We start from the raw sequence: 13,955 nt of genomic DNA on the forward strand, positions 1-13,955 counted from the left end.
GCACACCCGACGTGGTCGGTTTGGAACGCGGGACGGTCGAACTCTACCCCTCCGACCCGGAGTGGCGACGCCACTACGAGGCGGAGGTTCGACGGCTCGACGCCGTCGCTGGGGACCGCCTACTCGAGTACGAACACGTCGGTAGCACCGCCGTCGAGGGGTTGGCCGCGAAACCCATCATCGACCTGCTGGCCGTCGTTCCCGACCTCGACACCGCCCGCGACCTCGTCCCGGTCCTCGAAGCCCACGGCTACGAGCACCGGCCGAACGACGACGTGCCGGGACGCCTCTTCTTCGCCAAGGGACCGCGGACCGACCGCACGCACTACCTCTCGCTCACCGAGCGCGACAGCGACTGCTACCGGGAGGCAGTCGCGTTCCGCGAGTATCTGCGCTCTCACCCCGAAACTGCGGCGGCCTACGAAGACCTGAAACGTGACCTAGCCGAGGCCCACCCCGACGACCGGGAGAGATACACTGCGGAGAAAAGCGAGTTCGTCCAGCGAGTCCTCCGGCGCGCGATGGCGTGACTGTCGTGAGTGAAGCGACGACCGAGAAGCGCAGTCGGTCGGGGGTTGGTGGCTTCTCGTAGGTGTCGGGAGTCACCGATGAGAAATTCAGAAGTTCGAGACGACTTCGGCCATACAGCCATCGCCGGGTTCGTGGTACGAGAAGTGGTCGGGCACGTAGTCCACGTTGTGGTCGTCGTAGTTCGCGGGCGGGGTGCCCTCGCAGTCCTCCTCGCCGACCGCGGAGTCGAACTCGGCCGTCGGGTGGGCCAGTTCAGCACGTCGTCGCCGTCCTTCCAGTAGTTGTCCACCGACTCGGCGGCGGCCGCGATGTCGTCGCCGAACTCGCCGTCCACTGCCACCGAGTCGTTGTCCGCCGCGGCACCGAGGAGCGTCGCCGACTTCACGAAATCCGATTTCCCGAACCCGTTGAGTGCCCGGAGGGTCGCGGGCACGACCCGACCGCCCACCGAGTGACCGACGAGGCGGATGCGCGCGCCGGTCCGCTCGCGGTAGTCGGTCAGGAAGTTGGCCAGTTTCTTGCCGTTGCGCTCGGCGATGTCCGTCGTCGGCCACCAGTTGTCCGTGCTGGTGTCCGAGTCGTAGCTGAACCCGACGACCGGGTGGTCGTAGCCGTTGTTCCGGAGCGAGCGCTTCACGGTGGCGAAGTGGTCCGGGGCGTCCTCGGGCGCGACGCGCCAGCCGTGGACCGAGACGAGAACCTCGTCGGGGTTCGCGGACCCGTAGCCGAGGATGTCGCCGACGGTGCTGTAGTCCCACTCGGTGTGGCCGTCGGTCAACTGGTCGCCGTGCAATCAGTGGATGTCGAAGTGACCGCGGGTCGTCGCGCGCGGGAAGTCCGCGGGACCGGTGATGTTGCCGTCGTCGCCCTCGAAGGCCGACGCCGACCCGACGAACCCGCCGAGGGCGACGGTGCCGGCGGCCGCGCGGAGGACGGCCCGCCGACCGACGCGGCCGGACGTGTCTTCGCGTCGTGTTTCGGACGAGTCCATATTTCCAGATTCAATCTGAATACATTAAATTTAAACGTTAGGTTTCTGACGTTATCCGGGTCGCGGGAGACGGCGAGCGCGGCGTCCGACCGCCCGGATATTACTGACGTGCATCTACCGAACCTTTTTGTATGAGTAATAGGTATGTGTTGGTAACGATGAGCGCCACTCGCTCCGCGAACGTCCGCACCGCAATCGAACGCTGTCGAGTCGAAGACGCGACGCCCGTCAGCCTCGACGCAGACGCTCTGCCGACCGCACGAGACGACCTCCGGGACCTCAAGCGCGAACTCGACGCCGACGACCTCGTGGCCGCCCGCGTGGTCGTGGAGTCGTGCTTCGGCGAGGACTGCTCGTTCGCCACGCAGGACGAGGCCGACCGCGTGCGCGAGTACGTGAGAGTCGCCGCATTCCTCGGTGCCAGCACCGTCACCGTCGAGTTCGACGGCGTGGCCGACGAGTCCAAGGTCCGCCCCGCGCTGGCCGCGGTCGCCGAACGCGCCCGCCGCGAGGGCGTCACCCTCGACGTGGCCGGTCCCATCACGCTCGACTGAGAACGCTCTTTCGGACATATTCTCCTTTCCTCAAACCCCCATTTTGCTTTCTAGAGCAATACATAGTTGTCTACCGGCGCGCACTCGGTGACCTACCGATTCTCTGGCGCGCGAGCGCGACGCGAACGCGCCGCACCCATCCGCTCGAGCGAGTGAGGAGGTTGGGGAGGCGTGAGGCGCACGCTCGATTCGACAGACCACCGGCAAACGCTCGGTGAACTCACCGGCCGGGTGGATGAAAGGGGCCGCGCCCTCGCGGGGTCTTTCGAAGCCGTCTCCCCAACGTTCCCGGCGGTTCCGGTGACTGTTCTTCAGAAGAAAATCCCGAAGAAAATCGAACCCGAACGCTCACTTACGCCGAGCGTCTCCCCACGAGTATGGACAAGGCCGCCTTGGAGCGCCGACTCTCGCGGGTCGAGGGGTTCGCGGACCCCCGCCTCGACTTGGAGCAGTACCCGACGCCCGCGGACCTCGCGGCCCACCTCGTCCACCTCGCCGGCGTGCAGGGCGACCTCGCCGGGAAGACCGTCGTCGATTTGGGCACCGGGACGGGGATGCTCGCGCTCGGGGCGGCGTTCCACGCTCCCGAACGGGTCCTCGCGCTCGACCGCGACCCCGCGGCGCTCTCGCAGGCCCGCGAGAACGAGCGCCGGGTCGCGGAGACGGCGGGAGACGAACCCGCGACCGACATCGAGTGGCTCCTCGCCGACGCGACCCGCGCGCCGGTCTGCCCCGCCAGCGCGCCCGGCGACCGCTCGAACGCCACGGTCCTGATGAACCCGCCGTTCGGCGCGCAGTCGGGCAACGAACACGCCGACCGCGCGTTTCTGGCGACCGCGGGCGACCTCGCGGGCGTCTCCTACTCGATTCACAACGCCGGGAGCCAGTCGTTCGTGGAGGCGTTCGCGGCCGACGAGGGCGGCGAGGTGACCCACGCGTTCCGCGCCGAACTGGAACTCTCGCGGCGGTTCGGCCACCAGACCAGCGAGCGGGAGGTACTGGACGCCGAGGTGTTCCGAATCGAGTGGAAGTGACGAAACGTTTTCAATCGCGCGTTCGTGGCGGCGAGCATGGACGACCACCTCGAAACCAGAGTCCGGTTCGTCGGCGCTGGCGTGCAGACGTCGGTGTTCGGACTCGCCATCGTGGAGTACAGTTCCGCCGGCTTCGCGCTCGTCCTCCTCGGCACGCTCGTCACGCTCTGGGGTATCGTCTGAGAGAAAATCGTTCACCGACGACCGGCCGCTACCGATACTTCTCGCGGGTCGCTATCTGGACGCGAGTGCCGTTCACCGCCGCGAACAGCTTCCGATGCTCCCGCTCGATTCGGACGGGTCCGAGCCGCACCGTCTCGTTGTGCGCGGGTATTTGAGCGAGTCTGGACGTCGCGTTGTCGTTCAGCAGTCGGAGGTAGAACGTCCCGTTCGCCGGAGCGATTCGAATCGACCGGTTCGCCAGCGTCGCCCCCGCGGTGGCGGGTCCGGAGGCGAAGGTGTGGGTCCACTCGCCGTCGTCCGGCCCGCGGAGCCAGACCTGATACGCGGTCCCGCCGCCGTCCATCGACCAGCCCCGGCGTTTGACCTGCACGTCTTCGGACCACCCGACGCCGCCGACGCGGACGCTCGCCCGGCCGGTGAACGCGAGTCTGCCCTTCGAAACCGATTGGGCCCATATCTCGCGGTCGTCGTTGACCACGATGACGCCGCTGGTCGTCACGTTGGTCGTCTCGCCGAACATCGACACGTCGATGGCCGAGACCTTCTGGTTCTGGACGCCCTCGGCGTAGGTCACGTCGTAACCCCGGACCTCTATCGCGGGACCGCCGCCCGGCACGCTGGCGTCGCCGACCGTGGTGAGGTTGACCGGGACCGCGACGCCGACCATGATAGCCAGCGGGAGCAGGAGCGCGAGCAACCCGACCTGCTGGCGCGACACGTCGCCGAACAGGGGTCTCCGGTCGGCCGTCGCCGCGACGGTCGTCACGACCGCGAGCGCGACGACGAAGACGACGCCCCACCCGCGGTAGAGGACGTAGGTGCTCTCGCCGCGGTACCACCAGAGCGCCCAGAGGGTCATCGACATGCCGAGCAGCACCGCGCCGGTCCAGAGGCGGAGCGCGCCGACGCGCTCGCGCCGCCGGTAGAGGACCACGACGCCCAGCAGAATCCCGAGCAGGAGACCGAGCGCGTGGCCCTGCACCGCGATGCCGAACCACCACGGGTCGCCGAACCGCCGCGACGCCGACCCGACGACGATGGGGTCGCGCACCGCCCGATACGCGGTCCGAATCGCTCCTTGGGCCGTCACCGCGACGACGGTCATCAGCGGATAGCGGACCAGCGCGAACCCGACGAACGCGAACGCGACGCCCGAGAAGCCGATGATGGGACCCCACGCGAACACGCTGGTCGCCACCCCGACCAGCGCGACGCCCGCCGGAAAGACGACGAACGCCCGAATCCACGGGTTCGAGGTCCGCGAGAAGAAGGGGTTCTCGCCGCGCTTCGACGGGAAGTGCCCGAAGAAGTACTCCGCCAGCGGCGCGACCGCCAGCGTCGTGGTGAGGTTGCCGACGAGGTGGCCCGGCCCGGTGTGGGAGAACGGCGCGAGGAGCCATCCCGTCGGATAGAGGTACGACCACGACGAGAACGGGAGCGTCACGGGGTTGCGCCAGTTACCCGCGCCTCCCTGAACGAAGAGGTACACCGCCAGCACGCCAAGCACGGAGACGAGCGTGCCCCACGGCACCCCGAGCAGGAACCGCGAGCGGAGTCTGCGCCCCCACTGGCCCGCCGGGGCGTCGAGGCGCCGGACCAGCGCGAGCGACAGCAGCACGGCGACCGGAATCGCGACCTGCGCCGGCGAAGGAATCCACGGAGGCAACTGAACCATACTGCGTGCTTTTGTCCATCACGGTATAAATGGGTGGCTGGATTCCGTCGCTCGACCGATGGTGCGCGTACTGATTTGTCCCGCGGTGGCGAGTATTCTTTTTCCGCTGTCGCTCGTCCGGACGTGTCGCCGGGCCACCAATTCCGGCGATTATACGATGCACACGAGACAGGCTCTGGCCGTCGGACTGAGCGTCCTGCTGACTGCCGGTTTCGTCGCGGCAGGGGCAGGGTCGGCAGTCGCTGTGGGTTCGACTGCGGACTCGACCAGTCCGACGGCGGTCGAAGGGGCGTACCACCAGCAAACCACCGCGCAGAACGAGACCGGGGCGTCGCTCGACCTGAGCACGCTCTCGGTGACGGCGCTCGACGCCGCCGAACTCGCTCAGAACCGGACGGGCGGGAAGGTTCTCGGCGTCCGACTCAAGACGGTCAACGGGACGCCGGGCTACGAGGTCGTCGTGGCCGACGATGCGGGTAACGTCACCGGCGTCGTGGTGAACGCCGAGGAGTCGGAGGTCCTCGAAGTCCGCGAAGACATGGCACGGCTCAACGGGACCGTGCTGGACGAGCAGGGGAGTAACGTCAGCGACCTCCGAGGCGCGGTCGAGACGATTCGGGCCGCCCAGCGGGCGGTCGGTTCCGAGTTCGTGCCGGTCGAGGTGGCCGTCGAGGCCGAGCGCGGACTCCTCGCCCAGCAGGTGTCGTTCGTGTCGCCGAACGCGACCCGGCACGTCGTCGTGGATCTGACGAACAACCCCGTCATCGGCGTCAGCGAGGCTATCCCGCGGACGGGCGGCGAGAACGGGTCGGGGAGCGGTGAGAACGCCACGACCACCGCCGCGCTGGCGATGGGCGTCGGGTCGATGCCCCTCGCGCAGGAAGAGGGCGAAGAGGGCGGCGTGTTCGGCGAGGGCTTCGGTGAAGCCAGCGAGTACGGATACGGCGAGACCGAGGCGTTCGGCGAGGGCGCCTTCGCGCGGAACGACGAGTTCGACACCCGCGACGGGTACGGCATCTTCAGCCCGCTTTCCGGTGAAGGCGGTATCGGCGGCGAGGAAGAGGGTGCAGGCGGACTCTTCGGCGGCGAAGGTGAGGGCGAAGGCGGTATCGTCGGCGAAGGTGAGGGCGAAGGTGAAGGCGGCGGATTCCTCGGTGGAGAGGACGAGAACGGCTGGTTCTGAGTCCTCCGCCCGCCGTCCCGTTTCTCTTCCGACCGGCGACCGATGTTCCCGGCGAGTCGGTTCGGGCGGACTGGGGCGAACTGCGGTGAGACGTACCCCGGTCGAAGAATCCGCTTTCCGTAATGTTGAAACGCACAAAGCCAGAACTGAGGGGTATGGAACTACGGGTTGCCGAGAAGGCCGAGGACGAGATATCCATCGAAATCGCCGGTGAAGACCACACGTTCATGAACGTGCTGAAAGGCACCCTCCTCGAACACGAGGGCGTCGCGGCCGCGACCTACGACATGAACCCCGAGCAGTCCGGCGGACAGACCGAACCCATCCTGACCATCAAGACGGAGGACGGCACCGACCCGCTCGACGCGCTGGAGGACGCCACCCGCGACATCAAGGACAAGACCGCGGCCTTCCGAGACGCCTACGAGAGCGCCGTCTGAGGACTCTTCTCGCCGAGTGGGGTCGTCTCGAACCGCTCGTCAGTGACGACGCCCGGCGGAAGGTCGGGCGTTCGCGGTGGCCTCCGGCCCTCGTTCCAGTCGTTCACTCCGTTCCGTCCCGCTGACACCGGAGTTGTCGTATCTACTCGTGACGCCCTCGGACGCCGAATAAGCCGGGGTTAACCGTCGTAATCCCGCACGGAACTCCGAAACGGTCGGGGCCGTTTATTGACGCAGTCGGAAAACGCTTGGTCGCATGAGAACACGCGCAGTAGTCGTAGCCACGCTCGTACTGCTCGCCGGGGCCTCCTCCGCGCTCGCGGCGACGCCGAACGCACACGACCCGACCGCCGACACCGCCGCCGCGGCGGACGGCGTCGCGGCCCAAGACGACGCGGGCAACCAGACCTACCAGTACCAGAATCTCACGATACAGAATCTCACGATGACGAACGTCTCGGTCCAGCAGGCCGTGCTGAACGAGACGCAACTCGACCGCGGGGTCAACGGGACCCAGTCGCTGGGCACCGCCATGGCCACGAACCTGACCGTCGTGAACGCCTCGTTCGAGAACGTGACGCTGACGAACGTCACCATCCGAAACGCGACGGTCGCCCAGCAGTTGTTCGGCGGCGAGACGCCGCCCGAGGGCGAGAACGCGACGATTCAGAACGCGACCCTTTCGGAGACCAGCATCCAGACGCTGTTCGTCGAGACCGGTAGCCTCGGCAGCGCGGAAGTCAACGACGTCCGGACGGCGTTCGCGCCCGGCGGCGTCGGCGAGGGCGACCCCATCGAGGGCCAGCCGACCGTCGAAGTCGGGAACATGACCGTCGGGAGCGCGGTCCTCGACAGTATCGAGGCCGACCAAGTGAGCATCGAAAACGCGTCCGCCGGAATCGGTCTCATCGGCGGCGGTCTCGGTGGCATGGGCGGCGAGACCACGGCGGCAGACGGCGCGTCGGGCAACCAGACCGGCAACGGGACCGCCGCGCTCGCGGCCCCCGACCTGTAGAAAGCGAACCGTTTCCGTCTGATTCGATTTTTCCGCGCCGGGACTCAGAGCCGAATCGGCACGTCGCGGTCGTCCAGATACTCCTTGACCTCCCGAATCGAGTACTCGCCGAAGTGGAAGATGGAGGCCGCGAGTCCGGCGTCCGCGCCGGCCTCGGTGAACACCTCGTACATGTCCTCGGGACCGCCACAGCCGGAGGAGGCGATGACGGGCGTGTCCACCGCGTCGCAGACCGCCTTCGTCAGCGGGATGTCGTAGCCGTCCTTCGTCCCGTCGGCGTCGATGGAGTTGACGAACAGTTCGCCTGCGCCCCGCGACTCGGCCTCCGCGGCCCACTCGACCACGTCGAGGTCGGTGCCCTCGCGGCCGCCCTTGACGGTACACTCGAACCAGCAGGACTCGCCGTCCACCTCGACGTAGTGTTCGCCCTGTTCGTCGTACCGGCGCTTGGCGTCCACCGAGATGACGATGCACTGGCTCCCGAAGGCGTCGGCACCCTCGGTCACGAGGTCGGGGTTCGCTATCGCCCCGGAGTTGATGGACACCTTGTCGGCCCCGGCGCGCAGAGTCTCCTTGATGTCCGCTTTCGTCCGGATGCCGCCGCCGACCGTGAGGGGAATGAAAATCTCGTCTGCCACGTCCTCGACGACCGAGAGCATCGTCTCGCGTCCGTCGGCGCTCGCGGTGATGTCGAGGAAGACGAACTCGTCGGCCCCGGCCTCGTTGTACCGGCGGGCCATCTCCACCGGGTCGCCGGTGTATTCGAGGTTCTCGAAGTTGACGCCGGTGTAGACCGCCGCGTTCCCGTCCTCGTCTAAGTCCACGTCGATGCACGGGATGATGCGCTTGGTGAGGGTCATTTCGTTGGTCGTAACTTCGCACGAGGGCGGTTTCACGGTTTCGACTGCGGCAGGCGCTCGAACTCCGAAATCGGTCGATTCGCGCTCGTTCGACGCTCGGAACCGTCGCGCTCGAACGGCCGTCCACTCCTGCCCCTCACTCGTGCAGTCCGAAACCGTTCCCGCCCGAATCCTACCCAATCGAATCCAAACTTTCACCACTCCACCGCCCGAATACACGCGACATGACCTGCAAGATGGTGATTCTCGCGGTCCGTGACGACGAACACACTCACGACGAGTGCATCGACTACATGCACGAGGAACACGCGCCCCTCGTCAACGACCTGCCGAATCTCCAGCGATACACCTCCTCGCTCCCGGCCAACCCCGAGCGCGTGGACTACGACTACATCGCACAGCTCCGGTTCGGAGGTCCCGAGGAGATGGACGAGGCGTTCGCTTCCGAGCAGGGCCAGACGGTGCAGGAAGACGCCGCGAGCTTCCTCGACATGGAGGCCTCCGAGATGATTTCGACCGTCGGCGAGACCGTCCACTTCGAGGCGGAATAGGTCACCAGATTACGTTCTCGGACCTACTTGTCGAGAGAACGTTTCTGTGAGCTGTTTCTGTTAGGCTCTTCTGTGAGAGGACCACCGAGCCGTGAATAGCTTCGGGCTCGAACACAGCAGTCTCCCGCAACCGCACGGCACTGCACCGCGACAGCCTCACACCTCCCCAGTCTTCTGCGTTGCTCGGTCGCTTCGCTCCACTGCGCTACTCGGCCACCGTCAGAGGCAAGCTCTGACGAGCCGTGCTTCGCTCCGCTCAGCACGACCTCGCGCGGATGGGCGCGACGCACGGCGTCGTCGCGCCCGCACGCGCCGGATGGAAGGTGAAGTATCACGCTCGAAATCGGCTTCACAGTGTCACTCCAGTTCGTACACCCGCGCCTCGTAGGGCCGCAACTCGAACGAGCGCGGGCCTTCCGCGTCCACCGCGTAGTTGTGCAGGACGCACTCCGAATCCTCGTACTCGACGCTCTGTGGGAGCGAGAACGTCGGCGTAGCCTCCCCGAAGTTCAAGACCGTGAGGAGTCGGTCGTCCCCGAGCGTCCGCAGGTAGGCGTAGACGTCCGGGTCGTCGGGCAGGAGGAGTTCGTAGTCGCCGTACACCGCCACGGGCGTCGATTTCCGGAACCGAATCAGCTCCCGGTAGTAGTTCCAGATGGAGCCTTCGCGGGCGGCCGCGTCCTCGACGTTGACCGCGTCGTGGTTCGGGTTCACCGGAATCCACGGCTCGCCCTCGGTGAACCCCGCGTTCTCGTCGTCGGACCACTGCATCGGCGTCCGGGCGTTGTCCCGACTCCGGTAGCTCACGACCTCCAGAATCTCGTCCATCGGCCAGCCCTCGCGCTTCTTTCGCTCTACGAAGTTCCGAGCGCTCACGTCCTGCACCTGCGATTCACGCTCGAAGGGGAAGTTCGTCATGCCGATTTCGTCGCCCTGATAGACGTACGGCGTCCCCCGGAGAGTGAACAGCATCGTCGCCAGCAGTTTCGCCGACTCGATGCGGTAGAGACCGTCGTCGCCGAACCGTGAGACGATTCTGGGCCAGTCGTGGTTGCCGAGATAGACGCTGTTCCAGCCCTCGCCCTGCAGGCCATTCTGCCACTTCGTCAGCACCTGCTTGAACTCGGGGAGCGGGAACTCGCCGACGGTCCACCGGTCGCCGCTCTCGCCGTAGTCGAGGCTGACGTGTTCGAAGTGAAACACCATGTTCAGGCCGTCGCCGTCCGGCCCGAGGTACTGCTGAGCCTCCTCGACGGTCGCGCCGGGCATCTCGCCGACCGTCATCACGTCCCGGCCAGCGAGTACCTCGTCGTACATCTCGGCGATGTACTCGTGGGCGCGCGGCCCGGTCATGAAGTGTTCCGCGCCGGTCCACCCCGAGTCGGGGTCGCCGTCGGGCAGGCCGTCGGCCTTCGATATGAGGTCGATGACGTCCATCCGGAAGCCGTCGATGCCCTCGTCGAGCCACCACTCCATCATGTCGTAGATACGCTCGCGGACCGCCGGGTTCTCCCAGTTCAGGTCGGGTTGCTTCTCGTCGAAGAGGTGGAGATAGTACTGCTCGGTCCGCTCGTCGTAGGTCCACGCCGACCCGCCGAACGCCGACTCCCAGTTGTTCGGCGGTTCGCCTCTCCCGCCGGGACCGTCGCCCCGCCCGTCGCGCCAGATGTAGAAGTCCCGGAACTCGCTTTCTCTCGACTCGCGCGACTGCTGGAACCACTCGTGTTCGTCGGAGGTGTGGTTGACCACGAGGTCCATGATGAGCCGAATGTCGCGGTCGTGCAGGCCCTCCAGCAGGCGGTCGAAGTCGTCCATCGTCCCGAACTCCTCCATGATGGCGCGGTAGTCGCGGATGTCGTAGCCGTTGTCGGCGTTCGGCGAGTCGTAGACCGGATTCAGCCAGACCACGTCCACGCCCAGCGCCGCGAGGTAGTCCAACTTGGCTTCGACGCCCCGAAGGTCGCCCACGCCGTCGCCGTCGGAGTCGAAGAAGCTCCGAGGATAGATCTGGTAGACGACCGACTCCTTCCACCATTCGCGGCTCTCGGTCAGGTGGTCGAGCGCGGGATGGTCGTCGGCGAACGCGACGTCTCCGCGGCTCTCGTCGGTGGTGACGTCCGGGAAATCCATGCACTCCCCATCAACGGCCTCCGGCGGCTTAGGTTTGGTTGCGCTTAAGTAGCAGGACCCGAAAGTTTCGCGCATGGACGACCACGACGACCAGCACGTCGATGCCGACGACAGCGAGAATCTGGACGTGGACCACGAGGACTACTCGGAGATGGACGACCACACCGACGACATTCACGGCCACGAGGCCGTCGAAATGGACCGCGTGACCTCGCCGATGCAGGAGTTCTCGATGTCGCAGGTCGGCATCGGCTTCGCCGTCCTCGCGGTCGGTCTCGCCGTCGCGTTCGCCGTCCCGTTGCTCGCGGCGTGAACGACTACTGCCGCGTTACCGTCGCTTCTCCGCGTCAGCGTTCGCCGGTCAGCACGAGGTAGAATCCGGCGACGAAGCAGACGATGCTGAGGGTCACGAGCGCCGACCGTGACGCGATATCGCTACTCGTCGCCGCGTTCGCATACACCTGTAGCGCCAACCCGGCGAGCAGGCCGAGATACCCCGCTTTCGCCACGGTCGGCGTATCGCTCCACCGCCACGCGAGCGCCGCGACGGCCGCCGCTAAGAGCATTACTGCGAGTATCGTTTGCCACATCACGAGGACCATATCGAGGAGTCTCCAGTATCGAGAGTAACGCGCTTAAAATACAAAAGGTTGGCTAGGGGAACCGAATCAGCACAGGGGCGCTGGACCAGTACACGGGTCACAGAGGAACCCGAGTCTCGGGGCAGAGATGATTGTCCCGATACAGGTCGCACACGTCTGGAAGTTTCGGAACGCTGCACACAGACTACAAGCGGTGACGATGCCCGCGTACGCCCGAGACAGCCGGTACCAGCAGTTGAGATTCGGGAGACACGGACCGCACGGCAGGAGCTGTTCCGTTCCGACGTCGCCCGGCGACCGAAGCTCTTCCTCGGCCTCGCGGAGGATGCGCCGGTACTCCGCAGTCGTAAGCGTCTCCTCGGTCGTGACGACTTCGCCGTCTTCGACGCGTGACACCCGGATAATCGCCTTTGCGGTTCCGTCACCCGTGTCTACGTACGTGATTTCCCGGTATACGGGCGGTAGGTCGTCGCGGCCCGACCAGAGGAGGAACGCGTCGGTTCTCTCGCCCTCGTCGTCGCGCTCGTACTCGAACGGAACGTCCACGGTCCTGTAGGACGCCCCCGACGCAATCGTCCGAAGCGCCTTCGCGTCCCCGACTCGCGGTACTACGTCGGATCCCGTCGCCTCTCGGAGTAGCGACTGTACGCTGTCGTCCGAGAGGGCCGCGCCGATTGCGCGACCGCGGTCGCCTCGCGTGAGTTTCTTGTCCGGGTATGAGTAGAATCCTAGTCGTGCGCACCTTCGCCCGCGGCGACCGACACGCTCTCGTTCGTGCCCGAAACGCTCGCGCTCCGGACGAACGACTCGGTTCCGGCCAGCAGGACGACGCTCTCCTCGCTCGTCCGGACCGTCCGGAAGGTCAACTCGCCGTCGCGCCACGTCGTCGGCGAATCGGCCGCAGACCGATTCGCCGACTCGTTCGCTCGTGCGTCGAGATACGTCGTCAGCGCCATCTCGAACTCGTCGGCCTCGCTCGGCGAGTCCCACCGCGTCGCCCAGACGTAGCTCCGAGTGCCGTCCTCGTCGGTGACCCGGACGAGACGGTCCGTGCCCCACCCGGCCGCGGCGTCGGCCGCGCGCGTCCGGTTCAACTCCGTCCCGACAGCGATGCGGGTGAACAGTTCTCCGTAGGTGTCGCTCCGGCCGCGGGTCCGGTTCTCGCCCGGTTCGACCGACAGCGCGAGCGACCGCGGCGTCTCCGAGCGGTCGGTGTCGTTGTGGAGAATCTGCTCGGTGGTCCGTGGCGGGGCGTCGTACACCGCCGAGAGGTTGCGCGGCGAGTCGAACCGATGGCTCAGGTAGCGACTGCCGAAGTAGTAGCGCGCGATGCTGTACTTGACTCGCGGGGGTGCCGACCGGTAGCGCTCGGTCGTCGTAATGGACGCCCAATCGCCCGCCAGATACCGGCGGTCGTAGGCGTCGCCGACGAACGCCGCCGCGCCCTCCACGACGCTGGCGTAGGTCAGGTACGTGTCCCGCGTCGGCGTCCCGTCCACGTCGAGCGCCCGCTGGAGTCGGGCGAACGCGCGCTGGCGGAACTGGACGGTGTGGACGAACTCGTGGGCCAGCGTGCGTTCGAGCGCTCGCTCGTCGGCGGCCGTCGCCACCCGCTCGTTGACGATGACCGAGCGGGCCGACGGCGCGTAGGCCGCGACAGAGACGCCGCGGTCGCTCCCGCCGTCCGACTCGTCGCCGGAGCCGTCGTCGGTGGTCTCGTCGTCGGAGTCGTCGTCCGACCCGCCGCTCCCGCCGTCCCCGCCGATGCCCATCACGCCCGCGAAACTCCGGGCGCTGGACCCGCTCCCCGCGTTCGGCGGACCGCCGGTGTCGTTCCGAATCTCCGCGGCGGACTTGACGATGAGAACGGTCGGCGGCGCGACGTCCGTCCCGAGGAGGTCGGTCGTCCGGGCGAAGATTTCCTCGTGGGCGACCGGGAGCGACCCGCCGCTGACCGGGATGTCGCGGTCCGAGACCGCCGATTCGTTCTCGGAGCCGGTCGAATCGGTCGCGGCCGAATCGGCGTCGGTCGTGCCCGTCGCGCCGGACGTCTCGGACGCGACGGTCGTCTGCTGTGCGGTCGGCGCGGCACAGCCTGCCAGCAGGAGACAGAGGGCGCACGCGATGGCAATCCGTGACACGTTCCACTCGCGGGACCGGCGAAGCAAAGCGTTTGGGGTGCGGGAGAAGCGGCTTTTGCGGAACG

General features: G+C 66.8%; 17 protein-coding genes. 9 read left to right on the plus strand and 8 right to left on the minus strand.

Annotation, left to right across the window (positions count from 1 at the left end):
• The first annotated feature begins 11 nt into the window (after positions 1 to 11).
• Entirely contained in the window at positions 12 to 530 is a 519-nt protein-coding gene (locus M0R88_RS15005) for a GrpB family protein (protein ID WP_248654306.1), read from the plus strand.
• On the opposite strand, the gene M0R88_RS15010 is transcribed toward M0R88_RS15005, so the two are convergent.
• Both M0R88_RS15010 and M0R88_RS15015 read right to left on the minus strand, forming a co-directional pair.
• Positions 419 to 1,324: an esterase/lipase family protein gene (locus M0R88_RS15010; protein ID WP_248654307.1), complete on the minus strand. Its 906-nt coding sequence runs from the start codon at positions 1,322 to 1,324 to the stop codon at positions 419 to 421. The genes M0R88_RS15005 and M0R88_RS15010 overlap by 112 nt on opposite strands.
• Positions 1,325 to 1,522 (minus strand): hypothetical protein, encoded by a 198-nt coding sequence (locus M0R88_RS15015; protein WP_248654308.1) that lies wholly within the window; start codon positions 1,520 to 1,522, stop codon positions 1,325 to 1,327. It abuts the gene before it with no gap.
• Between the two features lie 158 nt (positions 1,523 to 1,680).
• Here M0R88_RS15015 and M0R88_RS15020 point away from each other — a divergent pair, with 158 nt between their 5' ends.
• From M0R88_RS15020 to M0R88_RS15030, 3 genes are all read left to right on the plus strand, one after another.
• Positions 1,681 to 2,076 carry a DUF7961 family protein gene (locus M0R88_RS15020; RefSeq protein WP_248654309.1) on the plus strand — a complete coding sequence of 132 codons (396 nt, stop codon included), beginning with the start codon at positions 1,681 to 1,683 and terminating at the stop codon, positions 2,074 to 2,076.
• 377 nt (positions 2,077 to 2,453) lie between these two features.
• On the plus strand, positions 2,454 to 3,110 hold the full coding sequence (locus M0R88_RS15025; RefSeq protein ID WP_248654310.1) for an METTL5 family protein: 657 nt from the start codon (positions 2,454 to 2,456) through the stop codon (positions 3,108 to 3,110).
• 36 nt (positions 3,111 to 3,146) lie between these two features.
• On the plus strand, positions 3,147 to 3,293 hold the full coding sequence (locus M0R88_RS15030) for a hypothetical protein (protein ID WP_248654311.1): 147 nt from the start codon (positions 3,147 to 3,149) through the stop codon (positions 3,291 to 3,293).
• Between the two features lie 28 nt (positions 3,294 to 3,321).
• On the opposite strand, the gene M0R88_RS15035 is transcribed toward M0R88_RS15030, so the two are convergent.
• Positions 3,322 to 4,968: a rhomboid-like intramembrane serine protease gene (locus tag M0R88_RS15035; protein ID WP_248654312.1), complete on the minus strand. Its 1,647-nt coding sequence runs from the start codon at positions 4,966 to 4,968 to the stop codon at positions 3,322 to 3,324.
• A gap of 157 nt (positions 4,969 to 5,125) precedes the next feature.
• Between M0R88_RS15035 and M0R88_RS15040 the strand changes: the two genes are divergently transcribed.
• From M0R88_RS15040 to M0R88_RS15050, 3 genes are all read left to right on the plus strand, one after another.
• A complete protein-coding gene (locus tag M0R88_RS15040; RefSeq protein ID WP_248654313.1) occupies positions 5,126 to 6,151 on the plus strand; it encodes a PepSY domain-containing protein in 1,026 nt (341 codons plus the stop codon).
• A 155-nt stretch (positions 6,152 to 6,306) separates the two neighbouring features.
• On the plus strand, positions 6,307 to 6,591 hold the full coding sequence (locus M0R88_RS15045; protein WP_248654314.1) for a DNA-directed RNA polymerase subunit L: 285 nt from the start codon (positions 6,307 to 6,309) through the stop codon (positions 6,589 to 6,591).
• A gap of 256 nt (positions 6,592 to 6,847) precedes the next feature.
• Positions 6,848 to 7,606: a hypothetical protein gene (locus M0R88_RS15050; protein ID WP_248654315.1), complete on the plus strand. Its 759-nt coding sequence runs from the start codon at positions 6,848 to 6,850 to the stop codon at positions 7,604 to 7,606.
• A 44-nt stretch (positions 7,607 to 7,650) separates the two neighbouring features.
• Here the strand turns inward: M0R88_RS15050 and hisF are convergent, their stop codons facing one another.
• A complete protein-coding gene (gene hisF / locus M0R88_RS15055; RefSeq protein ID WP_248654316.1) occupies positions 7,651 to 8,466 on the minus strand; it encodes an imidazole glycerol phosphate synthase subunit HisF in 816 nt (271 codons plus the stop codon).
• 224 nt (positions 8,467 to 8,690) lie between these two features.
• Between hisF and M0R88_RS15060 the strand changes: the two genes are divergently transcribed.
• On the plus strand, positions 8,691 to 9,017 hold the full coding sequence (locus tag M0R88_RS15060; protein WP_248654317.1) for an EthD family reductase: 327 nt from the start codon (positions 8,691 to 8,693) through the stop codon (positions 9,015 to 9,017).
• 357 nt (positions 9,018 to 9,374) lie between these two features.
• Here M0R88_RS15060 and M0R88_RS15065 read toward each other — a convergent pair whose 3' ends face one another.
• Positions 9,375 to 11,069: a glycoside hydrolase family 13 protein gene (locus tag M0R88_RS15065; protein ID WP_248656719.1), complete on the minus strand. Its 1,695-nt coding sequence runs from the start codon at positions 11,067 to 11,069 to the stop codon at positions 9,375 to 9,377.
• Between the two features lie 151 nt (positions 11,070 to 11,220).
• Between M0R88_RS15065 and M0R88_RS15070 the strand changes: the two genes are divergently transcribed.
• A complete protein-coding gene (locus M0R88_RS15070) occupies positions 11,221 to 11,460 on the plus strand; it encodes a DUF7550 family protein (RefSeq protein WP_248654318.1) in 240 nt (79 codons plus the stop codon).
• Between the two features lie 34 nt (positions 11,461 to 11,494).
• On the opposite strand, the gene M0R88_RS15075 is transcribed toward M0R88_RS15070, so the two are convergent.
• From M0R88_RS15075 to M0R88_RS15085, 3 genes are all read right to left on the minus strand, one after another.
• Positions 11,495 to 11,749, minus strand: a complete 255-nt coding sequence (locus tag M0R88_RS15075) for a hypothetical protein (RefSeq protein ID WP_248654319.1) — start codon at positions 11,747 to 11,749, stop codon at positions 11,495 to 11,497.
• Positions 11,750 to 11,815: 66 nt separating this feature from the next.
• Entirely contained in the window at positions 11,816 to 12,295 is a 480-nt protein-coding gene (locus tag M0R88_RS15080) for a hypothetical protein (RefSeq protein ID WP_248654320.1), read from the minus strand.
• Positions 12,296 to 12,477: 182 nt separating this feature from the next.
• Positions 12,478 to 13,890 (minus strand): hypothetical protein, encoded by a 1,413-nt coding sequence (locus M0R88_RS15085; protein ID WP_248654321.1) that lies wholly within the window; start codon positions 13,888 to 13,890, stop codon positions 12,478 to 12,480.
• Between the last annotated feature and the right edge of the window lie 65 nt (positions 13,891 to 13,955).

This window comes from Halorussus gelatinilyticus (assembly GCF_023238445.1).
GTDB classification, from domain to species: domain Archaea; phylum Halobacteriota; class Halobacteria; order Halobacteriales; family Haladaptataceae; genus Halorussus; species Halorussus gelatinilyticus.

Bases quoted from the DNA above. Each gene is read 5' to 3' on its own strand.
- M0R88_RS15015 (WP_248654308.1), bottom strand. From the start codon at position 1,522: ATGGACTCGTCCGAAACACGACGCGAAGACACGTCCGGCCGCGTCGGT.
- M0R88_RS15020 (WP_248654309.1), top strand. From the start codon at position 1,681: ATGAGCGCCACTCGCTCCGCGAACGTCCGCACCGCAATCGAACGCTGT.
- M0R88_RS15025 (WP_248654310.1), top strand. From the start codon at position 2,454: ATGGACAAGGCCGCCTTGGAGCGCCGACTCTCGCGGGTCGAGGGGTTC.
- M0R88_RS15030 (WP_248654311.1), top strand. From the start codon at position 3,147: ATGGACGACCACCTCGAAACCAGAGTCCGGTTCGTCGGCGCTGGCGTG.
- M0R88_RS15035 (WP_248654312.1), bottom strand. From the start codon at position 4,968: ATGGTTCAGTTGCCTCCGTGGATTCCTTCGCCGGCGCAGGTCGCGATT.
- M0R88_RS15040 (WP_248654313.1), top strand. From the start codon at position 5,126: ATGCACACGAGACAGGCTCTGGCCGTCGGACTGAGCGTCCTGCTGACT.
- M0R88_RS15045 (WP_248654314.1), top strand. From the start codon at position 6,307: ATGGAACTACGGGTTGCCGAGAAGGCCGAGGACGAGATATCCATCGAA.
- M0R88_RS15050 (WP_248654315.1), top strand. From the start codon at position 6,848: ATGAGAACACGCGCAGTAGTCGTAGCCACGCTCGTACTGCTCGCCGGG.
- hisF (WP_248654316.1), bottom strand. From the start codon at position 8,466: ATGACCCTCACCAAGCGCATCATCCCGTGCATCGACGTGGACTTAGAC.
- M0R88_RS15060 (WP_248654317.1), top strand. From the start codon at position 8,691: ATGACCTGCAAGATGGTGATTCTCGCGGTCCGTGACGACGAACACACT.
- M0R88_RS15070 (WP_248654318.1), top strand. From the start codon at position 11,221: ATGGACGACCACGACGACCAGCACGTCGATGCCGACGACAGCGAGAAT.
- M0R88_RS15075 (WP_248654319.1), bottom strand. From the start codon at position 11,749: ATGGTCCTCGTGATGTGGCAAACGATACTCGCAGTAATGCTCTTAGCG.